Origin of the sequence: Robbsia sp. KACC 23696 (genome assembly GCF_039852015.1) — a bacterium.
In the GTDB taxonomy this organism is placed as follows: Bacteria; Pseudomonadota; Gammaproteobacteria; order Burkholderiales; family Burkholderiaceae; genus Robbsia.
On the sequence record NZ_CP156627.1, the window covers coordinates 275,613 to 300,462 of the forward strand.

The 24,850-nt window shown below is 61.5% G+C and carries 22 protein-coding genes; 15 read left to right on the top strand and 7 right to left on the bottom strand.

The genetic code is table 11. The features are described 5' to 3' along the window. The first annotated feature begins 118 nt into the window (after positions 1 to 118). On the top strand, positions 119 to 1,687 hold the full coding sequence (locus ABEG21_RS16025; RefSeq protein WP_347557641.1) for a CoA transferase: 1,569 nt from the start codon (positions 119 to 121) through the stop codon (positions 1,685 to 1,687). 60 nt (positions 1,688 to 1,747) lie between these two features. Here ABEG21_RS16025 and ABEG21_RS16030 read toward each other — a convergent pair whose 3' ends face one another. Together ABEG21_RS16030 and ABEG21_RS16035 are read right to left on the bottom strand one after the other, a co-directional pair. Next, the gene (locus ABEG21_RS16030; protein ID WP_347557642.1) at positions 1,748 to 3,952 is read right to left on the bottom strand and encodes a TonB-dependent receptor; all 2,205 of its coding nucleotides are present in this window, start codon (positions 3,950 to 3,952) and stop codon (positions 1,748 to 1,750) included. Between the two features lie 113 nt (positions 3,953 to 4,065). Continuing rightward, the gene (locus ABEG21_RS16035; RefSeq protein WP_347557643.1) at positions 4,066 to 4,572 is read right to left on the bottom strand and encodes a PAS domain-containing protein; all 507 of its coding nucleotides are present in this window, start codon (positions 4,570 to 4,572) and stop codon (positions 4,066 to 4,068) included. Between the two features lie 220 nt (positions 4,573 to 4,792). Between ABEG21_RS16035 and ppk2 the strand changes: the two genes are divergently transcribed. Continuing rightward, the gene (gene ppk2, locus ABEG21_RS16040; RefSeq protein ID WP_347557644.1) at positions 4,793 to 5,713 is read left to right on the top strand and encodes a polyphosphate kinase 2; all 921 of its coding nucleotides are present in this window, start codon (positions 4,793 to 4,795) and stop codon (positions 5,711 to 5,713) included. A 77-nt stretch (positions 5,714 to 5,790) separates the two neighbouring features. Here the strand turns inward: ppk2 and ABEG21_RS16045 are convergent, their stop codons facing one another. Next, positions 5,791 to 6,723: an AraC family transcriptional regulator gene (locus ABEG21_RS16045; RefSeq protein ID WP_347557645.1), complete on the bottom strand. Its 933-nt coding sequence runs from the start codon at positions 6,721 to 6,723 to the stop codon at positions 5,791 to 5,793. A 98-nt stretch (positions 6,724 to 6,821) separates the two neighbouring features. Here ABEG21_RS16045 and ABEG21_RS16050 point away from each other — a divergent pair, with 98 nt between their 5' ends. Continuing rightward, complete coding sequence (locus ABEG21_RS16050) at positions 6,822 to 7,598, top strand: SDR family oxidoreductase (protein ID WP_347557646.1); 777 nt, start codon at positions 6,822 to 6,824, stop codon at positions 7,596 to 7,598. Between the two features lie 61 nt (positions 7,599 to 7,659). Here ABEG21_RS16050 and ABEG21_RS16055 read toward each other — a convergent pair whose 3' ends face one another. From ABEG21_RS16055 to ABEG21_RS16065, 3 genes are all read right to left on the bottom strand, one after another. Next, positions 7,660 to 8,856, bottom strand: a complete 1,197-nt coding sequence (locus ABEG21_RS16055) for a lactonase family protein (RefSeq protein ID WP_347558051.1) — start codon at positions 8,854 to 8,856, stop codon at positions 7,660 to 7,662. 261 nt (positions 8,857 to 9,117) lie between these two features. Then, positions 9,118 to 9,477 carry a hypothetical protein gene (locus tag ABEG21_RS16060; protein ID WP_347557647.1) on the bottom strand — a complete coding sequence of 120 codons (360 nt, stop codon included), beginning with the start codon at positions 9,475 to 9,477 and terminating at the stop codon, positions 9,118 to 9,120. Positions 9,478 to 9,536: 59 nt separating this feature from the next. Beyond that, on the bottom strand, positions 9,537 to 10,187 hold the full coding sequence (locus ABEG21_RS16065; RefSeq protein WP_347557648.1) for a hypothetical protein: 651 nt from the start codon (positions 10,185 to 10,187) through the stop codon (positions 9,537 to 9,539). Between the two features lie 94 nt (positions 10,188 to 10,281). Here ABEG21_RS16065 and ABEG21_RS16070 point away from each other — a divergent pair, with 94 nt between their 5' ends. The 8 genes from ABEG21_RS16070 (at position 10,282) to rbsD (ending at position 18,461) form a co-directional block, all read left to right on the top strand. After that, on the top strand, positions 10,282 to 10,848 hold the full coding sequence (locus tag ABEG21_RS16070) for a TetR/AcrR family transcriptional regulator (RefSeq protein ID WP_347557649.1): 567 nt from the start codon (positions 10,282 to 10,284) through the stop codon (positions 10,846 to 10,848). A gap of 194 nt (positions 10,849 to 11,042) precedes the next feature. Beyond that, positions 11,043 to 12,095: an alpha/beta hydrolase gene (locus ABEG21_RS16075; protein WP_347557650.1), complete on the top strand. Its 1,053-nt coding sequence runs from the start codon at positions 11,043 to 11,045 to the stop codon at positions 12,093 to 12,095. A gap of 303 nt (positions 12,096 to 12,398) precedes the next feature. Beyond that, complete coding sequence (locus ABEG21_RS16080; protein ID WP_347558052.1) at positions 12,399 to 13,367, top strand: sugar ABC transporter substrate-binding protein; 969 nt, start codon at positions 12,399 to 12,401, stop codon at positions 13,365 to 13,367. Next, the gene (locus ABEG21_RS16085) at positions 13,364 to 14,974 is read left to right on the top strand and encodes a sugar ABC transporter ATP-binding protein (RefSeq protein ID WP_347557651.1); all 1,611 of its coding nucleotides are present in this window, start codon (positions 13,364 to 13,366) and stop codon (positions 14,972 to 14,974) included. The genes ABEG21_RS16080 and ABEG21_RS16085 overlap by 4 nt, the downstream gene beginning before the upstream one ends. Continuing rightward, complete coding sequence (locus ABEG21_RS16090) at positions 14,971 to 15,981, top strand: ABC transporter permease (RefSeq protein WP_347557652.1); 1,011 nt, start codon at positions 14,971 to 14,973, stop codon at positions 15,979 to 15,981. Before ABEG21_RS16085 ends, ABEG21_RS16090 begins: the two co-directional genes overlap by 4 nt. A 25-nt stretch (positions 15,982 to 16,006) precedes the next feature. Then, on the top strand, positions 16,007 to 17,062 hold the full coding sequence (locus tag ABEG21_RS16095; protein WP_347557653.1) for a LacI family DNA-binding transcriptional regulator: 1,056 nt from the start codon (positions 16,007 to 16,009) through the stop codon (positions 17,060 to 17,062). Continuing rightward, positions 17,059 to 18,066 (top strand): ribokinase, encoded by a 1,008-nt coding sequence (gene rbsK, locus ABEG21_RS16100; protein ID WP_347557654.1) that lies wholly within the window; start codon positions 17,059 to 17,061, stop codon positions 18,064 to 18,066. The genes ABEG21_RS16095 and rbsK overlap by 4 nt, the downstream gene beginning before the upstream one ends. Then, the gene (rbsD, locus tag ABEG21_RS16105) at positions 18,063 to 18,461 is read left to right on the top strand and encodes a D-ribose pyranase (protein WP_347557655.1); all 399 of its coding nucleotides are present in this window, start codon (positions 18,063 to 18,065) and stop codon (positions 18,459 to 18,461) included. The genes rbsK and rbsD overlap by 4 nt, the downstream gene beginning before the upstream one ends. Before the next feature lie 75 nt (positions 18,462 to 18,536). Here rbsD and ABEG21_RS16110 read toward each other — a convergent pair whose 3' ends face one another. After that, positions 18,537 to 19,247: a FadR/GntR family transcriptional regulator gene (locus tag ABEG21_RS16110; protein WP_347557656.1), complete on the bottom strand. Its 711-nt coding sequence runs from the start codon at positions 19,245 to 19,247 to the stop codon at positions 18,537 to 18,539. A 235-nt stretch (positions 19,248 to 19,482) separates the two neighbouring features. Between ABEG21_RS16110 and ABEG21_RS16115 the strand changes: the two genes are divergently transcribed. The 4 genes from ABEG21_RS16115 (at position 19,483) to ABEG21_RS16130 (ending at position 24,836) form a co-directional block, all read left to right on the top strand. Next, positions 19,483 to 20,493, top strand: coding sequence for a zinc-binding alcohol dehydrogenase family protein (locus tag ABEG21_RS16115; RefSeq protein WP_347557657.1), 1,011 nt, complete (start codon positions 19,483 to 19,485; stop codon positions 20,491 to 20,493). Positions 20,494 to 20,608: 115 nt separating this feature from the next. Then, positions 20,609 to 21,760, top strand: a complete 1,152-nt coding sequence (locus ABEG21_RS16120) for a mannitol dehydrogenase family protein (RefSeq protein WP_347558053.1) — start codon at positions 20,609 to 20,611, stop codon at positions 21,758 to 21,760. Positions 21,761 to 21,784: 24 nt separating this feature from the next. Further along, entirely contained in the window at positions 21,785 to 23,167 is a 1,383-nt protein-coding gene (locus tag ABEG21_RS16125; RefSeq protein WP_347557658.1) for an MFS transporter, read from the top strand. A 22-nt stretch (positions 23,168 to 23,189) separates the two neighbouring features. After that, complete coding sequence (locus ABEG21_RS16130; RefSeq protein ID WP_347557659.1) at positions 23,190 to 24,836, top strand: altronate dehydratase family protein; 1,647 nt, start codon at positions 23,190 to 23,192, stop codon at positions 24,834 to 24,836. Positions 24,837 to 24,850 lie beyond the last annotated feature (14 nt).

A 24,850-nucleotide genomic window follows, 5' to 3' on the forward strand; every position in this document is an offset into this window, starting at 1 on the left:
GCCTGTTTTATTTATCCCGGATACGATCGGCGGCATAAAGCCCGGCGATTCATTCGCAAGAAGACGCTTGTCGCGCGTAATATAAGATGCATCTATTCGCTACCGATAGGACGCCGCCATGACCGTTACAACCGTGTCCCGCGATGCCGACACGCTGTGCCGCGACATACTGGCCAGCCTGGACGCGATGGGCGGCGGCATCGCTGCCGCGAACGCGCCATCGTCGACGCCGCTGCAGTTCGCGGTGCCAGACGCCTCAAAAGACCGCGACGTCGAAAATCCTCGCCCGGTGGACGACACAATGGCGCGCGGCGAGACCGATCCTTTGCCTTCGCGTTTTCCGGTAACGGCCTTAGCGACGGCGTCTATCGGCGCGGCCGGAGCGGCGCTGTCGTCATTGCTATCGGCGTCGCGGACGCCTGGCTCCCCGCTGCCGGTGTCGATCGATACGCGACTGGCCGCGCTCTGGTTCGGCGTCTCGATATCCCCGATCGATTGGGTATTGCCAGGAGCCTGGGACGCGATCGCCGGCGATTACCGCACTGCCGACGGATGGATTCGTCTTCACACGAATGCGCCGGCGCATCGACGAGCCGCGCTCGATGTCTTGCAATTGCCTGACACGCTGCCGAATGCCACGTCGCCGGCTGCGGCACGCAACGCGGTGCAGGAGCGCGTCGCGCAATGGCACGCCGCGGCGCTGGAGGAAGATGTCATCGCCGCGGGCGGCTGTGCGGCGCAAATGCTGACGCAAGCGCAATGGACAGCCCATCCGCAGGGACGCGCCGTGGCCGGCGAATCCTTGATTCAGTGGAACGACGTTGCCGTCGATGGCGGTGCGCGCGGCCGCTGGCATGGCAATTCACAGGCGACCGCACCGGCACGGCCTCTCGCGGGGCTGCGCGTGCTGGACCTCACGCGCATTCTTGCGGGCCCCGTCGCAACGCGGTTTCTTGCCGGCTTCGGTGCCGACGTGTTGCGCATCGATCCGCCCGATTGGGACGAGCCATCGTTGGCGCCCGACGTCACGCTCGGCAAGCACTGCGCGCGCTTGAACTTGCAGCGTGCCGCAGACCGGCGCACCTTTGAAACGCTGCTTGCGAGCGCCGATGTCCTGATTCATGGTTATCGCCCTGGTGCCTTGGAGGCATTGGGCTATGACGCGTCGCGTCACGCGGCGCTGTGTCCCGGACTCGTCGATGTCTCTTTAAGCGCCTATGGCCATAGCGGACCCTGGGCGATGCGACGCGGCTTCGACAGTCTCGTGCAGATGAGCAGTGGCATCGCCGATGCCGGCATGCGCTGGCGCAACAGCGACAGCCCCTACCCGCTACCGGTTCAGGCACTCGATCATGCAACCGGCTATCTCATTGCCGCCGCCGCGCTTCGCGGATTGGCGTTGCGCCAGCAGCATGGTCATGGCGGCATCGCCACCTTATCGCTCGCTCGGACGGCGCACCTGTTGACAGGTGCATCGGCGCCGGGCGCGGCGGCGCCATATGATCCCGCGGTGGCGAAAGCCAATGCGCGGCCAAGCGATTTTTCAAGATCGCTGGAGAAGACCCAATGGGGTTCGGCGCGCCGCCTGTTGCCGCCGCTCGCGATCGAGGGGGCGCCGATGCATTGGTCGCTACCGGCGCGACCGCTTGGACAGGATGCCGCGGCGTGGACGACCGTCAAGCGATAAAGCATCGACACGGGTCCGCGCGACATCCCTCATGTCGCGCGCCTGACTCCGAGCCTTAGCTTAGAAATCCACCTGCGCCGACAGGAACAGGGTTCGCGGGGCCGCCGTCGTCAGATACGTGCCCTGCTGCAACCAGTAACGGCTGCCGAACAGGTTTTCGATATTGGCGCGGAACACGACGTTTTTTCGCAAGATCTGCGTGCTGTAGCGTGCGCCGATATCGTAACGCGTCCAGGACGGCACGCGGAACTGTGAGACGCCATTGAAGTATTGCGCGCCATTGTGGATGACGCGCGCATTGACAGCCAGACCTTGCACCCACGGCAGCGTGTAGTCCGCACCCAAATTGAACGTGTACGACGGCACATTCGTGGCATGCGTGCTCGGCACGCTGCCATCGTTGATATCGTTCAACTTAGCGTTGTAGAACGTGGCGCTGGCCATCAGGCGCAGGTTATGGACCGCTTCGCCATACGCCGACAATTCCAAGCCACGCACGCGCTTATTGCCTTCCGGGCCATAGACATTCGTGACGAGATTTTTCACGTAGTTCGGCTGCGTGATCTGGAATATCGAGACAGACGTCGTCACACGGCCCCAGTCGGCTTTCACCCCTGCTTCATACTGATTCGACTTGTATGGCGCGAAAGCCTGACCGAAATTGGCGCTGCCTACCGGCGCGCTGCCCCCATCGGTCAAGCCGGACGTGAAATTGCCGTACACCGAGATGTTCATCAAGGGCTTGAAGACGATACCGGCAAGCGGCGAGATCGCTGTCTCGGAATAGCTCGCGGTCCGTTCTCCGGAGGTCGGATCGTAGGCATCGGAGCCGATCGTCTGACGACGGAAGCCGCCAGTGATCAACAGCCGGTCATCCCAGAGGGACAGCGTGTCGATCAATTGCTGGCTGAACAAGCGCAAATGGGCGTTACGCTGGGCATCACCGCGGTCTACGCCCACTGCCGGCAGCGAAGCCGGCTGATAGATGCTCGATGCCACGCCGGTACTGCCACCTGCGTAGAAATAGCCTTGTTCCTCATTTAACGAGGTCAGCCCCGCCACCAAGGTGTGCTTGACGCCAAACGTGTTGAAGTGGAAGCGCGCGCCGACGTCAACGGTTCGCGTCCGATTGTATTGATCGTAATACCCGTTGTAGACGGTGAAATTCCCCGCATTGTCCACGGATCCGGACGGGAAGGATTGCGTCGATGTGCCGTAATGCTCGCCCGCCGCGCCATACAAGGTCACGTACTGGTTGACATCGTACTCGGCCCGCGTCATCGCCGCCGTGTCACGCAAACGCATCTTGCTGCCCGGATACAGATTGTTGTACGCCGACGGCGCGCTGGGCAACGCCGTGGCATTGCCGAACCCGATCTGCGAGCGGAACTCGTCGTCGTTTTCCGACGCATTATAGGCATCGAACGACCACCGCAGTTTCTGGCCTCGGTAATCCAAGGCCACCGAACCATCGCCTTGGCTCTGGTTGCCGTGCGCGATACCGGTCTGGCCGTCCTTATACATGCCATTGACGCGGACGCCCCACTGCCCATCGCTGCCGAAACGGCGTCCTACGTCGACTTCCGTTCCGAATTGGCCTTTGCTTTGATACAAACCGGTGAGCCGGGTCAATGGCACGTCGTCCGCTTGCTTGGTGACGATATTGATCGCGCCGCCCACGCTCCCCGACGGACCCATCCCGTACATCAGCGAGCCGGGGCCCTGCAGCACTTCGACACGCTCCAGCAGGTTTACCGGCACCCGTGCCGTGGACACCATGCCGTACAGACCATTCAATGCAACGTCCGTGGCCGACACATCGAAACCGCGAATTTGGAACGCATCGCCAAACCCGCCGCTGCTTTGCTCGGTGCGGACCGACGCATTGTTGATGACGACGTCGCCGATCGTCCGGGCCTGCGTATCGCGAATGAAGTCCGACGTGTAGTTGGTCACGGCGAACGGCTGGTCCATCACGTTTGCCGTACCGAGCACGCCGATGCTGCCGCCGCGCGCGACTTGGCCGCCCGCATAGGCCCGCGGCAATTCCCCGGGCAACGCAGCGGCTTTGACGGTCACGGCCGGGAGACTTTGCGAATCCACTTTTGCCGCCGTGGCGGTATTTTGAGACGTATCGACTGTCTGCGCCTGTGCAAGGATCGGGGCCGCGGCAACCGCGGCCGCACCGATCAAAAGACGGCCGATGGCCTTGGAAACTGCTGTGCGCTGCAACCGCGCCCCCGACTGCGTGATCCGATTAGACATTTTTTCTTTCGACGGTTACGAATGCGAATAAAGACAAGAATTGTTCGCAATTGTAATGATGAAAGTTTGAGATACCAACTGAAATATTTAAGCTTTTGTTAAGAAAAAGTGTGTTATGCAGGTCGTGCGGATGGCGCCCGATGATCGCACGGTTCCCCATCCGGCAGCCGCTGCGGACGGGCATCGCCGGTGCGCCACCGCAACCCTTCCTTCGGCAGCCTGACGCGATATTCGAGACGCCAAGGCGTCAATTTTTCGGCCGATTTCCGCCACGATCGCCGGAGCGTCGGCAGGTCTCGCGGATCGATCAGCGCATCGATAGCATCGACATTGTCGGAGACGTCGCTGGGCATCAGCTCGTAGATCTCCCGAATACCGGCGCTAGCGTAGGTAAAGCGGCCCTGACCCGCTGCCGTCTCCCGGTATTGAAATACGAGACCCCCTACCTGATCGGTCAAATTGGTCGTCAGATCATTGGTCTGCTGCAACTGAGCGGCCAATTCGCGCAATGCCGTGATGTCCGTGGTCGTCCCGACCATGCGGAGCGCCGCACCGCTACTGTCCCGAAGCGTCACCTTGCCTCGGCTGCAGATCCACTTATAGAGAACGGGAGTCGACATGCGATCTTTCTGAGATAAGGCGCCGACAATAGCGGCTTACCGACTATAACGGCGGATTCCAACGAAAATGAAGGGACGGGATCGTTCCCAGGCGCTTTTAGGCGACGCCGCGCAATCGAGGTGGTCGAAAATACGCCTGACTTGACGGCTAGTACATGCCCCTGCCATATAGCGCGCGGAAAATCGTAGAATCGACCTAAATACTTTTTGGAGACACGGCATGAGCGACCGGTCCGGCGAATCGGATTTCTTTCGTGAACGGCTCAGCCGTTTTCATGAAGATTTGATCGACGCGTACGACGAAGAACTCGAGATGGAAATCGACGATCGTATCCTTGACGGCGATGCCCACCTCGATCCCGACACGCGGCAGGCACGCAAAGTCTACTTCCGCGAGCTGTACCGTTTGCAAGGCGAGCTGGTAAAGCTGCAAGACTGGATCGTCGCCACTGGGCATCGTCTCGTCGTAATTTTCGAAGGCCGTGACGCGGCCGGTAAGGGCGGCGCGATCAAGCGGATCACGCAGCGCCTGAATCCGCGCGTGTGCCGCGTGGCGGCCCTCCCCGCGCCGAATAACCGCGAGCGCACGCAGTGGTATTTCCAACGTTATGCCACCCACCTGCCCGCCGGCGGCGAAATGGTGCTCTTCGATCGCAGCTGGTACAACCGCGCCGGCGTCGAACGCGTCATGGGATTCTGCACCGATGACGAGTACGAGGAGTTCTTCCGCTCGGTGCCGGAATTTGAAAAGATGCTGGTCCGCAGCGGCATCCAGATCGTCAAATACTGGTTCTCGATCACCGACGAGGAGCAGGAGGTTCGCTTCCAGACGCGCATCCACGATCCGCTGAAACAGTGGAAGCTCAGTCCGATGGATTTGGAAAGCCGACGCCGCTGGGAAGCGTATACGCAAGCGAAGGAAGTGATGCTGCAGCGCTCCCATATTCCGGAGGCGCCGTGGTGGGTGGTGCAGGCGGTGGACAAAAAACGGGCGCGGTTGAATTGCATCCAGCATCTGCTGAATCAAGTGCCCTATCATGGCGTCGAACATCCGACGATCGACCTGCCGCCGCGCGAGCATCACGACGACTACATCCGCCAGCCCGTGCCCGCATCGATGATCGTACCCGAGCTGTATTGAGAGCGCTGCCTCGCCGGCCATTCAGCGCGCCGCCGCCCCGGCCCTGATCGTTCGGCTAGGCGCATCGAACCAGGCGTTCACCCCGCTTCTTCCAAGAGCGCGTGGGATGCCGATTCGACGTCGCGAGCGAAATGCGAAGGCGGCACGCCGACATAGCGCGTAAAAGCCACGCTGAACGTGCTGGCCGAGCCATAGCCGACGCGTGTCGCAATCTCCGCGACACGCCCCTCGCGACGGCGCAGCATGTCCTTTGCCAGTGCCATACGCCAGCCCAGCAGATAATCCATCGGCGTCACGCCCAACGCCTGCTGAAACCGTTCGAAGAACGTCGTGCGGGACAGTGCCGCCTCCTTGGCGAGCGCCGCCACCGTCCAAGCGTGCGTCGGACGGGCGTGGATGCCGCGAATGGCCGCTGCAAGACGGGCATCGGCCAGCCCGCGCACCAGGCCGGGCGAAGCCGCGCTACGGCCTCCCGAGCGCAAAGCCTCGATCAACAACAGCTCGATCAGGCGCGCCAGGACCACCTCTCGCGCCGGCCGCTTCTCGCGCGTTTCATCTCGAATAAACTGCACGAGCGTTGCCAAGCGCGGCTCGTTTCGTACGTGTACGAGCTTCGGTAGAAGCGACACCAGCAGATTCGCATCCGGTGATCCGAATTGGCAATGGCCCACGGCGATGCGCGCATCGATCGAGCGGTCCGCGTCGCCCAGACGATATTCACCACTACCAATGGCGCAGGGCGGCGCCGATTCAACACCCGAGGGCAGCGCATCGAGGCTCGACAGATAAATGTTGACCCGCGATGGCACCAGCATGAAATCGCCCGCCATCAGCGTAATGGACTCCGTCCCCTCCACCGTCACATGGCAGCCGCCCTCGAGCATGGCGCAATAAAACGGATCGTTCAATTCAGCGGAATAAATCCGCCAGGGACTGGCGCCGAGCACCACCTTTGCGAATTGCGTCCGCGGTTGCAGCAACGTCACCACCTCGGCGAGCGGATCAACCACGGCGTACTCCTGCTAATGAAATCCGGATTCCAGATTGTAGCAAGTTCAACTCCGCACGCCTATCGTAGGGGGACTGTTCACCACCTTCAGGATGTCAGATGCCTACCGTTTTAATCACCGGATGTTCCTCGGGCTTCGGCCTCGAGATTGCGCGTCATTTCCTCGCGCAGGAATGGCACGTCGTCGCCACCATGCGAACGCCGCGCGACGATGTGCTGCCGAAGTCAGACCGACTTCGCATTCTCCCGCTGGATGTCACCGACGCCGACAGCATTCGTCAGGCCGTCGCAGACGCTGGGCCGCTTGATGCACTGGTCAACAATGCCGGCGTGGGGGCCGGCTCGCCGTCCGAATTGACACCGATGGCAACGATTCGCGATATTTTCGAGACGAATACCTTCGGCACGATCGCGATGATGCAAGCGGTGTTGCCGCAGTTTCGGCAACGTCGATCCGGCGTCGTCGTCAATGTGACATCGAGCATCACCTATAAGGCCACTCCCTTTGCGGCCAGTTATCGGGCCAGCAAGGCAGCCGTTAACGCTTTCACGGAAGCCGCGGCGTTGGAAGTCGCCTCATTCGGGATCCGCATGCATATCGTCTTGCCGGGCCGCGCGCCCGAGACGCGCTTCCTCGACAATGGCAAAAATCGGATCCAGGGGATGGATGACGCGGCGTATGGGCCCTTGATTCAACAGATCTTCGACACGCTCCTGAACAGGACGGGACCGGTAACCTACTCGCGGGATGTGGCCGAGGCGGTATGGCAGGCCATCACCGAGCCGGCGACGCCCTTGCACATTCCCGCGGGTCTCGACGCCAAAGAATCGTCGCGCGAGGCGCATCTCGGTGGCGACGCGGCGACGACGCGCTAAGCCAGTATCGAAACGCGCGACGCAGACGGCGTGCATCGCGCGTTCAAGCGCCGCAAACAGGCTAGTGCGCCGGCAGGAATTTAAAGAATACCGGTGAGCCGATATCCATGCGCATCGTCGTCGGCGTCAGCTTTCCGGTCTCCGGATCTCGTCTATACCAAAATGCGTCGTCGCTGTCCTGATTGCCGACGATCATCCAGCGGCCCGACGGGTCGATGGCAAATTCACGCGGGATCTTGCCTTGCGAAGACACCCGGTCGACTAAAGTCAACGTACCCGATTGCCGATTCACCGCATAGATCACGATCTGATTGACGTCGCCGCGATTCGTCGTATAGAGGAAGCGACCATCGTCGGACAAGTGGATGGCGCCCCCGCCGATCGCGCCCTTGAACCCAGGTGCCGTCATCGGCACCACTTGAACTTGCTTCAATGCGCCGTCGTTGTAATCGAAAACGGTCACTGCAGCATTCAGCTCGGTCGTCAGATAGGCATGGCGTTGCGCGGCATCGAAGACCAGGTGTCGCGGACCGGAGCCGGCTGGAATCGCGATATAGCCGTTGCCCGTCGGCCGCAGCGGCCCCATCCCATTATCGCCCGGGGCGTCGGATTGCCGCTGCGGCTGGTACGCGTATTGATAAACCTTGTCGACCCCCAGGTCCGATGCGAACAGGTAGCGGCCGTCCGGCGAGAACACCGTCGAGTGCACGTGCGAGCTATCCTGACGGCCCGTCACAGGACCCCTTCCCTCATGATGGATATTGATCGCAGCGGGGCCAACGCTACCGTCCGCGGCAATCGGGAAAACCGATAAACTGCCACCGGGATCCGCCGCCACCGAGTAATTGGCGGTAGCGATATAGCGCCCATCTGGCGCAAGGGCCAGATAAGTCGGATCGTTCCCTTCGGACGACACCTGATTCTTGAATTGCAAGCTGCCGCTGGCCGCATCGAAGTCGTAGGCGGCAATGAATCCGCCTTTGCTCCCCGGCTTCGCATCGCCCGGAATCTCACTGACCGTGTAGACATGACGTCGATCGTTACTCACTGCCAGATACGACGGATTCACCGCATCGGTGACGCTCAATAATGCGGTGTTCCCGGTTGCCGTATCAAAGCGATAAACATAGATGCCTTTGCTTTTCGTATTGGTCGTCGTATAGGTGCCCACCAGCATATCGAACGTCCCTGCGGCAGCGCCGGCAACAGCGTTGGGCACGTCGGCACCTTGCGCGAAGGCAGTCGTGCCGGACAGCATCGCGATCAAGCCGAGCGCCAATGCGCTTCGACGCAAGGGATGCAATGGGGTCGACGCGATGGCGACACCGTTTCTTTCGGTCATGCGGATAGGCGATTTCATAGCGTCTTCTTTGGAGTCGATCTTTCTCGATGGCGCGGCAGCTTCCGGGCTTACCCTGATGCCATCCGTGAACATGCTCGATAAAGCATACCTCGACCGTGGAAATGACGTTGCGCGTGACCGACGCGAATCCATGCGCCGCCTAGTAAGGGAAAGACCTCAGACACGCGCCGGCAAGGCGCTAAGCTCGCGCTGCGCGCTGATCTGCTTCACCGATTGCGCCGCGAAGACATACGACAATCCATTCGTGCGTTGCGAAGCATTCGTCTCGTACGAGTACAACGCATGGCTTCGCCAACTTTTTGGCGCCTGCAACAAGGCCCCGATCTTGCCGCGGATGCGTAGCATTTCCTGTCGTTCCGCGTCGCTCGGCGCCTGTGCGGCACGCTCCATCAGGCGCAAGGCGCCACGGTAGGCATTGATCTCGGCTGCCGCCTCTGGCGTCATACGTTGCCGCTCCCCGTGAAATTGATTCCCTCGCGTCGCATTCAGCTTGACCTTGGTTTGATACAGCTTCAACGCCGCGGCATCGCCGCCCAGCGCCTTTACCCATTGCGCCGTGTGCTTGTCGAGGTACTTCAGGTATTTTTTATCTTGGTGAACTCGGTGTCGCGAAACGTTCTTTCTGGCACGATCTGCCCATCGACTTCGTAGAGCCGTAACGTCGAACCGGTCCCGGTTTGCATCAAGGTCGTACCGACGCCCACCACGGGTGCACTTGAAAACGAAATCGAATTGAACGGCCCTTGACTTCCGATCGGGACCGGCAAGGGGCTGGCCACCAATGTCGCGCTGCCATTCACCGCCGCGCGGAAACTACGGCTTATTTTATCGACGGTGCGCGACCCGCTTTTATCCTCGGCGTGCACTTTCGAGAAACCGACGACCGCTTCCGCGGAAACCAGCGGTCCGAATTTCACGTTCGCAGGCGTGACATACCGTGCGCCGCCGGATGCCGATAAAGCGCCATAATTCGTTCGAGAATGGTTATCGACCCAGCCGATGGACAGGTCGGGATCGGCCGTGTGGTCGAAGGGGGTGCGAATGACCAGGCCGCGCGGACTGCCCGAATCACACCCGGCCAGCGCCGACCCATAGCCGCTCGCCAGCACTTTGCCGCCCGCCAGCGACCAGCCGATGAATGCGCCGACGCCGAGCTGCGCCGAGCGGCGATTGTCGGTGCCGATAAAAAGCTCGCCATGATGCGACGTCGAGCCCACCTCGATCACCGCATGCCGCCTCTTTACGCGGCGCCTGCGATGTTTTCGATATTTCTCAGAATTGCGCTTGACAGTCTATCTATGAGTAGATAAAGTTAGACACATGAACACGACATCACCCGTCCGCGACCAGATTCTCCAGCATGCGATCACGCTGATCATGCTGAAGGGCTATAACGCCTTCAGCTATCGCGACTTATCGACGCTGGTGGGCGTGAAGACATCGAGCATCCACTACTACTTCCCGGCGAAGGACGACTTGGTGCTCGAAGCGGTGCATGAATATAGTCGCGATACGCTGGGCGCGGTACAGGCCATCGATAGCGACTTGCCGGCGGACGTCAAGCTGGCGAGCTATACGAAGTTGTTCGGCAAGATTCTCGGTAACGGCGATCAGATCTGCCTATGCGGCATGTTGGCGGCCGATATCGAAACATTGCCGCCCGAGATCCGAGCAGCCGTTCAGGCTTTCTTCAAATCGAACGAAGCTTGGCTGGCGAAGGTGCTGGCACAAGGGGCGAAGGAGAAATCCCTGATCGTCAACGGCAAGCCGGAGGCCGCTGCGCGCTCCCTTTACGCCGCCTATCAAGGCAGCGTATTAGCCAGCCGCCTGTTTCAGACGAAGACGCGACTGGGAGACGTGGAAGCGTCGGTGAAAGCGCCGCGCTGAACACGTGAACATGGGTGCCGACGTCCAGCATGGCGGGCGCGGCATAACAGAACTTTTTTTTACCGCATTGTCTATCTATACATAGATAGACAATGCGGAGCAGGAAAGGACGACGCGCCTTACGGCGTCCGATTATCTATCTAGTAGTAGATTTACAAACCGAAACATCAACCTTATCGAAGGAGCCGTACATCATGAAAAACGTCAAAACCCTCTCCGTCATCGCACTCCTGCTCGCCAACGCCGCAATCGTCGGTACGGCGAATGCCGCGGCCGCCTACCCCGTCGTACGACCGGAGCAGGCGAACACGGATCGTGCCGTTACGGAACTGTTGCACGCGCTGAACAGCAGTAAGGGACCGGCCATCAACACCTTGTCGCCGGAAAAGGCACGGCAGGTGTTGATCGATGCGCAGAACAGCGTCAAGGTGGATATGTCCGGCATCGACGTATCGACGAAGACCATCGAGCAAGACGGCATCAGCGTGCCGTTAACGATCGTACGGCCGCAAGGCGTCAGTGGCACCTTGCCGGTATTCATGTTCTTCCACGGTGGCGGCTGGATACTGGGCGATTATCAAACGCATGCGCGTCTGGTGCGCGATCTCGTCGTGCAATCCGGCGCCGTGGCCGTGTTCGTGAACTACACGCCGTCGCCGGAAGCCCGTTATCCGGTGGCGATCAATCAGGCGTATGCCGCAACGCAATGGGTTGCCGCCCATGGCCAGGAGATCGGTGTCGACGGAAATCGCTTGGCGGTCGTCGGCAATAGTGTCGGCGGCAATATGGCCGCGGTGGTGAGCTTGATGGCGAAGGACAAGCAAGGGCCGACGATTCGCTTCCAGGGCTTGATGTGGCCGGTGACGGACAGCAACTTCAAGGACGGTTCCTATTCGCGCTACCCGAATGGGTATTTCCTGTCGCGCGACATGATGAAGTGGTTCTGGGATGCTTATACGAAGGATCCGGTGCAACGCAAGCAACGTTACGCGTCACCGTTGCAGGCATCCTCGGCAGCGTTGCAGGGCTTGCCGCCCGCGCTGATCCAGGTCGCGCAATACGACGTGCTGCGTGACGAAGGCGAAGCATACGGTCATAAGCTGGAAGCAGCCGGCAACGACGCGACAACGGTCCGTTACGATGGCACGATCCACGACTTCGGTTTGCTGAATTTCCTCGCGAACGACCCGACCACGAAGACGGCGATCGCGCAGATGGCCGCGCAGTTGAAGGCGCGTCTGCAATAAAGGCACGACGCTGGGCCGGGCGGTGTATTCCCCTCGCTTTACGCGATGGCATGACGACCGCCCCCCACTCCCGCCCTCCCGTCCTGCGGTTTTCCCTAGATTGACCCCGCCCGGCTTCCATCACATTATCGGATCCGCAAACGTTTGCGGGCGCTGAATTCGCGCAAGTCGCCCCTTTTCCGCAAACGACCGGTCGTTAAAAAGACCTACCACGCATCGCGCGTATTTGTGCCCATCCGTCCGAATATCGGACGGATGGCGCGAACCGGTGCGTGCGTCACATCACAATATTGGAGACGCATGATGAACCCGACTTTCCGCCGTCGTATCCTTGCTGCCGGCGTCGCCACGCTCGCCGCGGGCGCCTTGCTGCCGACCTTCGCGCATGCGCAAAGCGCGGCCGCGCCCCACGTACCGCGTGTGGCCCTGGTCATGAAATCGCTGGCGAACGAATTCTTCCTGACGATGGAAGATGGCGCAAAGGCGTATCAGAAAGCGCACCCGAAAGACTTCGAGTTGATTTCCAACGGCATCAAGAACGAGACCGACACTAGCGCGCAGATTCGTATCGTCGAGCAGATGATCGTTGCCAAGGTCGATGCGATCATCATCGCGCCGGCCGACTCCAAGGCGATGGTGCCGGTGCTGAAGAAAGCGGTGGATGCGGGCATCATCGTCGTCAATATCGACAACCGGCTCGATCCGGACGTCGTCAGTTCAAAGGGCATCAAGATTCCGTTCGTCGGCCCCGACAACACGAAAGCCGCGAAGCTGGCAGGCGATTATTTAGCGAAGACGCTGAAAGCGGGCGATCAGGTCGGCATCGTCGAAGGCGTATCGACGACGACGAACGCCCAGCAACGTACCGCCGGCTTCAAGGCGGCGATGGATCAGGCGAACATCAAGGTCGTCTCCATTCAGTCCGGCGACTGGGAGATCGACAAGGGGAATGCCGTGTCGTCCGCGATGCTCAACGAGTATCCCGGCTTGAAAGCGCTGCTCGCCGGCAATGACAATATGGCGATCGGTGCAGTCTCCGCCATTCGTGCCGCCGGGCGCGCGGGCAAGGTCGCCGTGATCGGTTACGACAATATCGCCGCGATCAAGCCGATGCTGAACGACGGCCGCGTGCTCGCGACGGTCGATCAGTTCGGCTCGAAACAAGCGGTATTCGGCATCGACACGGCGTTGAAAGCCATCCGCGAGCATACAAAGCAGAACGATCTGTCGTCGATCGTCGAGACGCCGGTCGTCCTGGTCACGAAGAAATGACAGCCGACACAGGTGCCGCGACGCTCACGCATGCGCGGGGCAAGGAGGTCCTGCGCGTCAGCGGTATCGTCAAAGTGTATGCGGCGCCGGTGTTGAGCGACATCGACCTTTCGCTCATCGGCGGCGAAGTGCTGGCGTTGACCGGAGAGAATGGCGCGGGCAAGAGTACGCTCTCGAAAATCATCGGCGGCCTCGAGTCCGCGACGCATGGCGCCATGACGTATTATGACGCGCCCTATGCGCCGTCCAGCCGACGCCAGGCGGAAGCGCTCGGCGTGCGGATGGTCATGCAGGAACTCAACCTGCTGCCCACGCTGACGATTGCCGAGAACCTGTTTTTTAATCAGTTGCCGCGCGCCCGCGGCACCGGTTGGATCAATCGTAAAAAACTGCGTGCCGACGCCGTGCAGGCCATGGCACGGGTCGGGCTGGACACACTGGACCCCGATACGCCGGTAGCCGCATTAGGTATCGGCCATCAGCAAATGGTGGAGATCGCGCGCAATCTGATCGGCGAATGCCGCGTCTTGATTCTCGACGAACCTACCGCAATGCTGAGCGGCCGCGAAGTGGATCTGCTTTTCGAGCAGGTCGAGCGGCTCAAGCGCGACGGCGTGGCGATCGTTTATATCTCGCACCGCCTGGAGGAAACCGCGCGCATCGCCGATCGTATCGCCGTTTTACGAGACGGCAACCTCGTCAGCGTCGGCCCTATTGCAGCTTATCCCACCGATCGTCTCGTGCAGTTGATGGTAGGCCGCGATATTGGCGACCGCATCGATCTGGGCGAGCGACGTATCGGCAAACCGCTGCTCCGCGTCAGCGGACTCAGCCGTGCCGACGTCGTGCGCGACGTTTCGTTCGAGGTCAAACAAGGCGAAATTTTTGGGATCAGCGGCTTGATCGGCTCGGGTCGTACCGAACTGCTCCGCTTGATCTTCGGCGCGGACCACAAGGATGCGGGCACCGTTGCGATCGGCGATCCACCCCGCCCGCGCGAGATTGCTTCGCCATCCCAGGCCGTACGACATGGCGTCGCCCTCATCACCGAGGATCGCAAGGGCGAGGGGCTGCTGCTCCCGCAACCGGTGTCGGCGAACCTGGCATTGGGAAATTTTCCGGCGGTGTCGCGCTTCGGCTTGATGGACGGCGGCAAGGAGCAAGCGTTGTCGATCAAACAAGTGGATGCGATGCGCATACGCTGTTCGAGTCCGCGCCAGCCTGTTGGGGAACTTTCCGGCGGCAATCAGCAAAAGGTCGTCATCGGGCGCTGGCTCGAACGTGACTGCGACGTACTGTTGTTCGACGAACCGACGCGCGGCATCGACGTCGGCGCCAAATTCGATATCTACGCGTTGCTAGGCGCACAGGCGCGCGCGCAAAAAGCGATTGTCGTGGTGTCGAGCGATATGCGCGAATTGATGTTGATCTGCGACCGCATCGCGGTGATGTCCGCCGGCCGTCTGGTCCAGACCTTCGCGCGCGGCGAGTGGACACAAGATAATCTGCTGGCCGCCGCATTTTCAGGATACGCAGCGCGCGACACGCTGGTTCATGCCGACACGAGCACGGCCTCGCACGATGCATTCAATGGAGACACACCATGACGGCTCCCGTCGATAAAACGTCCGATGCGGCGGCGGTACTCCCCGCGCCGGCCGTCAACGCCGGCACGAGAATGGGGCTCAACAGCTATCTCGGCCTGACCGGCGCGCTGCTTGCCATGATCGCGTTGTTTTCCGTGCTCAGTTCGCATTTCCTGAGCTACGACACGTTCGTGACCATTGCAAACCAGATCCCCGATCTCGTCGTGATGGCCGTCGGCATGACCTTCGTGCTCATCATCGCGGGCATCGATCTGTCGGTGGGCTCGGTACTCGCACTGGCCGCGTCGGTCGTCAGCGTCGCCGCGCTGCGCTGGCACTGGAATCCGATCTCGGCGGCGGTGCTGGGCCTGGCCATGGCGGCGCTGGCCGGATCGATCACCGGGATCGTGACCGTCGCATGGCGCATCCCGTCGTTTATCGTCTCGCTCGGTGTCTTGGAAATGGCACGCGGGATGGCGTATCAATTGACGAACTCGCGCACCGCCTACATTGGCGAGGCGTTCGACTGGCTGGCAAACCCGATCGCCTTCGGCGTCTCGCCGGCCTTCATCATCGCCGTGCTGGTCATGATCGTTGCGCAATTGACGTTGACGCGGACCGTATTCGGTCGCTACCTGATCGGCATCGGCACCAACGAGGAGGCGGTGCGCCTCGCGGGCATCGATCCGCGTCCCTATAAAGTCCTCGTCTTCGCGCTGATGGGCGCGCTCGCGGGGCTCGCCTCGCTGTTTCAGATCGCACGGCTCGAGGCCGCCGATCCGAACGCGGGCTCCGGTATCGAGTTGCAAGTGATTGCCGCCGTGGTGATCGGTGGCACCAGCCTGATGGGCGGGCGCGGTTCGGTCATCAGCACGTTTATCGGCGTGTTGATTATTTCGGTACTCGCGGCCGGCCTGGCGCAAATCGGCGCGAACGAGCCGACCAAGCGCGTTATCACCGGTGCGGTGATCGTGGTCGCGGTGGTGCTGGACACCTACCGCAGCCGTCGCGCGAAACGGCGAAGCTGACGCGCGCGCACCGACAGGACAGCCGATGCCAACCATTCGAGATGTTGCCGCGCTTGCCGGAGTTTCGTACACGACCGTTTCCCATGTCGTGAACGAGACCCGTCCGGTCCGTGCCGACAAGCGCGAGCGCGTACTTGCGGCGGTGGCGGAGCTGCGCTTCGTCCCGTCCGCCGTGGCACGGTCGTTGAAGGCGCAGGCGACCGGGACCATCGGCATGCTGGTCCCTAGCAATATCAATCCCTACTTCGCCGAGATCGCGCAGGGCGTCGAAAATCGTGCGCGCCGCCATGGCTATTGCGTGTTCCTCTGCAACTCGGACAACGACGTCGACGTGCAGCGCGAGTGGCTGCGTGTCCTCAACGAGAAGCGCGTCGATGGGTTGATCATCGCGTCGGTGGGAGACGAGGCGGCCGCCGCCGAAGCGCTGCGTCAGATCACCGTGCCCGTCGTCGTGATCGACCGTCCGATCGCCGGTATTCGCGCGGATCGGGTGCAGGTGGATCACCGCGCCGGTGCGGCCATCGCCACCCAGCATCTGATCGCGCTGGGGCATCGGCGCATTGCCTGCATCGCGGGGCCGGACAACACCACCGTCAGCGCGCATCGCGTCGACGGTTTTCGTTTGACGATGGCCGAACACGGCGTTTCCCTTCCCGACGAGGCGCTCGTCGTCGCCGATTTCACCAGCCCGGGAGGCTATAGCGCGGCGCTCACCTTGTTTCGGGACTATGCGCCCACGGCGATCTTCGCCAGCAACGACGCGATGGCGATCGGCGCGCTGCGTGCTGCCGCCGAGCGCGGGATTCGCATACCCGAGGATTGCTCGATCGTCGGTTTCGACGATATCGAGATGAGTCGCTATGTGTATCCCGCCTTGTCCACGGTGGGGCAGACCATCGCGCGCCTGGGCGACGTGGCCGCGAGCGGTCTCCTCGACCGCATTACGGGACGCATCACCGGCGATGTGCAACACCATGTGCTGGCGCCGCGCCTGCTGCTGCGGGAATCGACGAGCGCGCCGCCGCCAGACACCGGCACGCGACGCGCCGTTGCCGGTCCTTTCGCGAAAATCATCACATGAGCACCATGCCGACCTCGCCGTTCTCTCCCGACCGCGGCCCGTCCGCCCCGGACACCACGCGGGAACTGGATCGTCGCGGCCGTGTGACAGTCGTGGGCAGTATCAATATGGATCTGGTGGTGCGCACGCCGCGCATGGCGCGGCCTGGCGAGACGCTCGCGGGCCAGGGCTTCGCGCAGATTCCGGGCGGCAAAGGCGCAAACCAGGCTGTAGCCGCCGCGCGTCTGGGCGCGCACGTGCACATGGTGGGATGCCTCGGACAGGATCATTTCGGCACGCTTTTAAGACAGGCGCTGGAAGACGAAGGCATTCAATGCGACGGCGTTGGCATCGCGGCGGACTTACCGAGCGGTATCGCCGTGATCCTCGTCGACGAAAGGGGCCAGAATGCCATCACCGTCGTGGCGGGCAGTAACGGCGCCCTTTCCCCTATCGCGCTGGCGAACCACCATGCAATGCTCGATCTGGCCGACGTCGTGGTGTGTCAGATGGAAGTGCCCAGCGAAACGGTGCACGCCGCATTAGCGCATGCGCGTGCCGCGGAAAAGGTCGTCATCTTGAATCCCGCCCCGGTGATCGATGCCTTGCCAGCCGGATGGTTGCCGCTGATCGATTTTCTGATACCGAACGAGACCGAAGCCGAATCGTTGACGGGCATTCGGGTCGATTCGCTCGAGGGCGCTACCGCCGCGGCCCGGCAATTGCGGCGCGATGGCGCGCGGCATGTGCTGATCACGCTCGGCGCGCGCGGCGTGCTGTGGTTGCCCGAGGGCAGCGATGCGGCAAGCCACCACGCAGGACATCGCGTAGAAGCGAAAGACACGACGGCGGCGGGCGATACCTTCGTCGGCGCGCTTGCGGCAGCGCTTGCCGCCGGCGATACCGCTGCCACGGCGATTCGTTTCGGTCTGGCGGCAGCGGCCCTCTCCGTCACCCGCGCCGGCGCGCAAACATCGATTCCCACTCACGCAGAGGTGATCGCATTCATGGGATCCACCGCATGAAGAAAACGCCTTTATTGCACACCGCCCTATCGCGTCTGATAGCCAGCCTCGGCCATGGCGACATGGTACTGATCGCCGACGCCGGCATGCCGGCGCCGCGCAATGCGAACGTCGAAATCATCGATCTGGCACTGACACCGGGCGTGCCTTCGATCGATCTGGTGCTGTCCACGGTGCTGACCGAGATGCAGGCGGAGTCCTATGTCATCGCGACCGAAACGGTGGCACGCGCGGACGGCTGGCTCACGCGTTTGGAGACCGCCCTGCCGATCGACCGCCGCACGCTATCCCATGCGGAACTCAAAACGCTGAGCGGACAAGCCCGCGCGTTTATCCGCACCGGCGAATGCACGCCGTATGCGAATGTGATGTTGGTGGCGGGCGTGACGTTCTAGGCGACGCGCGGGACCAACGGCGTCATCTCGCTTTATTGCCGCGTTCACCACTATCGTCGTGAGCCGGCCGCTCGCTCAGTCGCCTGGGTTTGCACTATTCAGCGCACCGATCCATCGCGTCTCGGAAGACTTCAGATGCGCGCGCATCGCGGACTGCGCCTCCAAGCCGTCGCGCGCCACCAATGCGGCCACGATCAGTTCGTGCTCGGCGACCGCCGCATTCCACGTCGCGGTATTCTCGGAATGTCCACGGAGTTTTTCCGCGATCGGCGTGTGACGCGCATCGAACAGCTCGCCCACGATGCGCGCCAGCACCGGATTCTCCCCGAATTCGGCAAGGCTCAGATGGAATTGCCGATCCGCCTCCACCGGCGATTCGCCCAGCTGAATCGCGCGGCGCATGGCGTCGATCCAAGCCTGTAGACAAGCGATACCGTCGGCATCGAGGCGCGCACAGGCTAGCGTCGCAACGCTGCCTTCGATCGCTGCGCGCGCCTGCATGATGTCCATCGGACTGTCGCCCAGCTTGTCGATATGCACACTGGATAGCGCCGTCGGCGAACACACGAAGACGCCGGCGCCCATCCTGATTTCAACGATCCCTTGAATCTCCAGCGCGATCAACGCTTCCCGCACCGAGGGGCGCGACACGTTCAGCAATGCGGCGAGGTCACGCTCGGGCGGCAGCCTGTCGCCGGTGGAAAGCTTATTGTCCGCGACATAGGCGCGAATCTTTTCACCGATGACTTGATATAGCCGACCGCTCGCTGGTTTCTTGGTTTCCATGTTCGATAAATCCGCGCGTCAATTCAAATAAAGCCAATGGCTCGTCGATCGGTCTGACCAATACTAGCATTGCGCCGCGACTATCTTGAAAAAATCCGCGTATACCCCGATAAAAATGGAGACGGCGCCCGCGCATTTTCAGGACATACCCTATAAATCGCCGAATTGGCTTGACCAGTTTTCTCGGAAATACCTATTCTTCGCCGATCGAACGTTATTAAGAAGGTGCTTAGCGATGCTGACCGTCATCTGTGAAAAGCCGGGTTTGCTCCGTGCGGAAAGCCGTCCGACACCGGAACGCGAGAAGGGCGAGGTGTTGTTGCGGGTGCGTCGCGTGGGCGTGTGCGGCACCGATCTGCACATCTTCACGGGCAACCAGCCCTATTTGCAATATCCCCGCGTCATGGGACACGAGCTTTCCGGCACCGTCGAATCCGCCGACGCCGAGACCGGCCTTGTCTTCGGCGATACCGTCTATGTAATGCCCTACCTCTCGTGCGGCACCTGCATCGCTTGCCGTAACGGCAAGACGAATTGCTGCGTCAATATCCAGGTGTTGGGCGTGCATCGCGATGGCGCGATGACGGAGTATCTGAGCCTCCCCGCGCAGTTCGTCAGGAAAGCGGAAGGGGTCACGCTGGATCAAGCGGCCATGGTGGAGTTCCTCGCGATCGGCGCGCATGCCGTGCGCCGCGCGGAAGTACGGCGCGGGCAACGCGTCTTGGTCGTAGGCGCAGGGCCAATCGGCATGGCGGCCATGACGTTCGCCACGCTCCGCGGCGCGACGGTTACCGCGCTCGATTCGCGGGCAGACCGTCTCGACTTTTGCACGTCGCACCTTGGCGTCGCCGCGGCGGTGACGCTGGGTGAAGGCGATGTCAGTCAATTGTCGGCACTGACCGATGGTGAATTCTTCGACATCGTCTTCGATGCAACCGGGAATGCCAAAGCGATGCAGCGCGGCTTCGAATTCATCGCGCACGGCGGCAAATACGTGCTCATCTCGATCGTGAAAGACGCCATCTCGTTTTCGGATCCGGAGTTCCACAAACGCGAAGCAACGCTATTGGCAAGCCGCAACGCTACATTGGAAGATTTCGAGACGGTGCTGGAGGCGATGCGCGCCGGGAAGATTCCGGATGCCGCATTGAATACGCATCGCTTGCGGTTGTCCGCCTTGCCGAACGACTTTGCAACGTTGCTGGAGCCGTCGGCCGGCGTCGTCAAAGCGATTGTCGAGTGCTGACAGTACGATCAATCCGACCTGCCCGATGACATCGATGACCCACTCGCCTCGCGAAGCGCCTATCGCCGCAGACACGACAGCGGACCTTGAAGGGCCTGCCGAATCGCCGTCGAACGTGCCACCGCCCATCTTGCAATTCGGCACCAGCCGGTTTTTGCAGGCGCATGTGGATCTCTTTGTCTGCGAGGCGGCGCGGCGGGATCCTGGCGCCGCCCTGGGCAAGATCACCGTGGTGCAGACCACCGCCCATGCCGCCAGCAGTGCGCGAATCGCGGCGTTACGCGAGCACCGCCGCTATCCCGTGCATATTCGGGGCATGCAGCATCACGAGACCGTCGATCTGCGCATCGAGTCCGACAGTATCGCCGAGGCCCTGCACGCGGACGAAGACTGGTCCTTGCTGCGCGAGCGCATTCGGCATGATGTCAAAGTGATCGTCTCGAATACCGGTGATAGCGGCTATGCCGTCTTCGCGGAGGATCATGCGGCGCTATTGGAAGGAAACACCGCGCCCCGTGGCTTCGCCGCCAAATTGGCCGTGCTGCTGCACACACGCTATCGCGACGGCGCGGAAGCCATCACGCTGTTGCCGTGCGAACTGGTCTCCCGCAATGGCGACGTTTTACGCGATCTGGTGGTGGACATCGCACAAAAGTGGCATGCCGCACCCGACTTCATCGCCTATCTGCGAGACACATGCGTGTGGGTCAATTCGCTGGTCGATCGCATCGTCTCCGAACCGATCACGCCGGTGGGCGCCGTCGCCGAACCGTACGCACTCTGGGCGATCGAACGGCAAGCCGGCATGGTGCTGCCCTGCCGGCACGACAGCATGATCCTGACCGACGATCTAGCGCATTTCGAGCGGCTCAAGCTGTTTCTACTGAATCTGGGACATACCGTGTTGGCGCAATGCTGGCTGGACGCGCAGCAGGCGGCGGACGCCCACCTCGCCGATGCGACCGTGCGCGACGCCATGCACCACGCAACGTGGCGCGCAACGCTTGAATCGGTCTGGGCCAACGAAGTCTTGCCGGTGTTCGCGGCGCTGGGACAAGGCGAGCAGGCATCGCGCTATCTGGTGGAGGTGCGGGACCGCTTCGACAATCCCTTTCTGGCACATCGCCTCGCCGATATCGCCACGCATCACGAACAAAAGAAACAACGACGTTTCAAACCGATCATCGACCTGGCCGACGAGCTGGGCGTGAACATCGCGCATCGATACCTGCGGGCGGCGCTACGAGATCGCATCGTCAAGGCGTAAGCCCATAATGAGAGGAGACAAGAAATGCGAAATATGCGTTGGGTAGTGATCCTGCTGTGCTTTCTCGCGATTGCCATCAACTATATCGATCGTGCGAATCTGGCAGTGGCGGCGCCGATGATTCAAAAGGCGCTGAATATCGGCCCGGCGCAAATGGGCTTGATTTTAAGTGGCTTCTTTTGGACCTATGCGTTGATGCAGATGCCGTTCGGTTGGTTTGTCGATCGCATCGGCGCCCGTATCGCCCTGCCGATCGCGGTGGCCTGGTGGTCGCTGTTCACCGCCTTGACCGCCGGCGCGTCCAGCGTCGCGGCAATGTTCGGCTGCCGCCTGGCGCTGGGGATCGGTGAGGCCGGGGCCTACCCTTCCTGTGCCAAGCTGGTCAGTCAGTGGTTCAAACCAGCGCAGCGAGCATTGGCGACCAGTATCTTCGATAGCGGCTCACGCGTGGGTTCCGCGCTGTCGATCCCGGTGGTGGCGCTCATTATCGGCGCGCTGGGCTGGGAAGCCTCGTTCATCATCACCGGCGCCATCGGCTTCATCTGGGTGGTGGGCTGGTTCCTGATCTACAAGAATCCCTCCCGTGGTGATCTGACGGAGAAAGAAGCGGACGCGACGTCGACCGCACCCGGTATGTACGGCACATCGATGGGCTCCACGTCCCCCGCGATGTCGCCGATGTCGGCGCTGTCGACAACGGCACCCGCTGCCTCGGGACTGGCGGATCTGCCGAAGCAGAAGATCACCTGGCTGTCGCTGTTCAAATATCGCACGCTGTGGGGGATGATGCTGGGCTTCTTCTGCCTGAATTTCGTCATCTACTTTTTCATCACCTGGTTCCCGAGCTACCTGGTGCAGACACGCGGCTTCTCGCTGAAATCACTGGGAACGCTGGGCATGATCCCGGCATTGATGGCGATTCCCAGTGGCTGGCTGGGCGGCTTCGTCTCCGATTTGTTGTATAAAAAAGGGTGGAGTCTGACGGCGGCGCGCAAGACGTGCATGGTAGGCGGGATGTTGCTGTCGTCCGTCATCACGCTGACCGCCTTCACGTCCAATATCTATCTCACGCTCGCGCTCTTCGGCATTGCCTACGGCAGCCTGGCTTTTGCAGCCGCCAGCATCTGGTCACTGCCCGTCGACGTGGCGCCGACGCCCGATCATGTCGCCTCCATCAGCGGTATTCAGAATTTTGCGTCGAATCTTGCCGGCATCGTCATCACGACCTTCACGGGCTTGATGGTCGCAATCACGCATGGTTCGTTCACGGTGCCGCTCTGCGTTGCGGGCTTCTTCTGTTTCCTGGGCGCGTTCAGCTATCTGGTCATCGTGAAACGCGTCGAGCCCCTGGACACTGTCAGCGGCAATGCCCTGGCCTCTCAGGGTCATGCGCATTCGCCCGTCTGATGCCCAACCGAGCCTCCATACCATGCCAGTGCAATCCGACGTGACACAAGCCGACGAGCAAAACACCGCGCGGGATATCGCGCCCCCTGGGTCGCGGGAGTTCCCCACGGCGTCGACCGCCGGCGTCGCGCCGAACATCGCGGTCGGCACGCCGGTCATCCGGCTGCATCCGAACGACGATGTCGTGATCGCTACGCGGCAATTGATGTCCGGTGCCGCTATCGCGTCAGAGGATCTGCGCATCAGCGGCTTGATTCCGGCGGGCCACAAGATCGCGACGCGGGACATCGCAATAGGCGAGCCGGTCAAGCGCTATAACCAAATCATCGGTGTGGCCCGTGCCGCGATCGCGCGTGGCCAGCATGTGCATACGCAGAACCTGAGCATGGCCGACTTTTCGCGCGAGCATGCGTTCGGCATCGACCTGCATCCCACCGCCTATGTCAGCGAACCGGCCACCTTCATGGGCATTCGACGCGACGACGGACGCGTGGCGACGCGCAATTACATCGGCATTCTGACCAGTGTCAATTGCTCTGCTACGGTGGCCCGCGCCATTGCCGATCATTTTCAACGCAGCACGCATCCGCAAGTGCTAAGCGATTATCCGAATGTCGATGGCGTCATCGCGCTGACCCACGGGCTGGGTTGCGGTATCGATACCCAGGGCGATGGCATGGCCGTGTTGCGGCGTACGCTGTCCGGCTATGCGGTGCATCCCAATTTTCATTCGGTGCTGTTTTTGGGACTGGGCTGCGAGGCCAATCAGATTGCCGGCGTGCTGAATTCGGCGGGGCTGAAAGACGGCGAGAAGCTGCGCAGCTTCACGATTCAAGACAGCGGTGGCACGAAGAAGACCGTCGAACGCGGTATCGCCATGGTGAAGGAACTACTGGTGGACGCCAATCGCGTGAGGCGCGAGCCTCTGCCGGCATCGCACCTGATCGTCGGTTTGCAATGCGGGGGGTCCGATGGGTATTCGGGCATCTCCGCCAACCCGGCGCTGGGCGCCGCCGTGGATCGGCTCGTGCAGCACGGCGGAACGGCTATTCTCTCGGAGACGCCGGAAGTGTACGGCGCGGAACATCTGCTGACCCGTCGCGCGGTGACGCCCGAAGTCGGCCAGAAGTTGCTGGCGCGCATTGCCTGGTGGGAGCAGTATTGTGCGCATCATGGCGCGGCGTTGGATAATAATCCCTCGGCGGGCAATAAGGTGGGCGGCTTGACCACGATTTTGGAGAAATCGCTGGGTGCCGTTGCCAAAGGCGGCACCACGAACCTCGTCGAGGTGTATCAATACGCCGAGCGTATCGATACCAAGGGCTTCGTCTTCATGGATTCGCCGGGCTACGATCCGGTCTCCGCGACCGGGCAAGTGGCTTCCGGTGCGAATCTGATCTGTTTTACCACGGGCCGTGGCTCCGCCTATGGTTGCGCGCCGTCACCGTCGCTCAAACTGGGCACGAATACCGCCTTATGGGAACGACAAAGCGACGATATCGATATCAACTGCGGCGGTGTCATCGATGGCACGCACTCCATCGATGCACTGGGCGAACGTATTTTCCAGCAGATGCTCGACTGTGCGTCAGGCGCGCGCTCCAAGAGCGAAGCCAATGGGTATGGACAGAACGAGTTCGTTCCCTGGCAGTTGGGCGTCATCACCTAATCACGATCACGAAC

What these genes read in the sequence shown, in the direction of transcription:
- ABEG21_RS16035 (WP_347557643.1), bottom strand. Translation starts at nt 4,572, where the DNA reads ATGTCGACTCCCGTTCTCTATAAGTGGATCTGCAGCCGAGGCAAGGTG.
- rbsK (WP_347557654.1), top strand. Translation starts at nt 17,059, where the DNA reads ATGAGCACCATGCCGACCTCGCCGTTCTCTCCCGACCGCGGCCCGTCC.
- ABEG21_RS16030 (WP_347557642.1), bottom strand. Translation starts at nt 3,952, where the DNA reads ATGTCTAATCGGATCACGCAGTCGGGGGCGCGGTTGCAGCGCACAGCA.
- ABEG21_RS16050 (WP_347557646.1), top strand. Translation starts at nt 6,822, where the DNA reads ATGCCTACCGTTTTAATCACCGGATGTTCCTCGGGCTTCGGCCTCGAG.
- ABEG21_RS16075 (WP_347557650.1), top strand. Translation starts at nt 11,043, where the DNA reads ATGAAAAACGTCAAAACCCTCTCCGTCATCGCACTCCTGCTCGCCAAC.
- ABEG21_RS16110 (WP_347557656.1), bottom strand. Translation starts at nt 19,247, where the DNA reads ATGGAAACCAAGAAACCAGCGAGCGGTCGGCTATATCAAGTCATCGGT.
- ABEG21_RS16085 (WP_347557651.1), top strand. Translation starts at nt 13,364, where the DNA reads ATGACAGCCGACACAGGTGCCGCGACGCTCACGCATGCGCGGGGCAAG.
- ABEG21_RS16115 (WP_347557657.1), top strand. Translation starts at nt 19,483, where the DNA reads ATGCTGACCGTCATCTGTGAAAAGCCGGGTTTGCTCCGTGCGGAAAGC.
- ABEG21_RS16070 (WP_347557649.1), top strand. Translation starts at nt 10,282, where the DNA reads ATGAACACGACATCACCCGTCCGCGACCAGATTCTCCAGCATGCGATC.
- ABEG21_RS16080 (WP_347558052.1), top strand. Translation starts at nt 12,399, where the DNA reads ATGAACCCGACTTTCCGCCGTCGTATCCTTGCTGCCGGCGTCGCCACG.
- ABEG21_RS16125 (WP_347557658.1), top strand. Translation starts at nt 21,785, where the DNA reads ATGCGAAATATGCGTTGGGTAGTGATCCTGCTGTGCTTTCTCGCGATT.
- ABEG21_RS16025 (WP_347557641.1), top strand. Translation starts at nt 119, where the DNA reads ATGACCGTTACAACCGTGTCCCGCGATGCCGACACGCTGTGCCGCGAC.
- ABEG21_RS16130 (WP_347557659.1), top strand. Translation starts at nt 23,190, where the DNA reads ATGCCAGTGCAATCCGACGTGACACAAGCCGACGAGCAAAACACCGCG.
- ABEG21_RS16055 (WP_347558051.1), bottom strand. Translation starts at nt 8,856, where the DNA reads ATGCTGTCCGGCACGACTGCCTTCGCGCAAGGTGCCGACGTGCCCAAC.
- ABEG21_RS16090 (WP_347557652.1), top strand. Translation starts at nt 14,971, where the DNA reads ATGACGGCTCCCGTCGATAAAACGTCCGATGCGGCGGCGGTACTCCCC.
- rbsD (WP_347557655.1), top strand. Translation starts at nt 18,063, where the DNA reads ATGAAGAAAACGCCTTTATTGCACACCGCCCTATCGCGTCTGATAGCC.
- ABEG21_RS16095 (WP_347557653.1), top strand. Translation starts at nt 16,007, where the DNA reads ATGCCAACCATTCGAGATGTTGCCGCGCTTGCCGGAGTTTCGTACACG.
- ppk2 (WP_347557644.1), top strand. Translation starts at nt 4,793, where the DNA reads ATGAGCGACCGGTCCGGCGAATCGGATTTCTTTCGTGAACGGCTCAGC.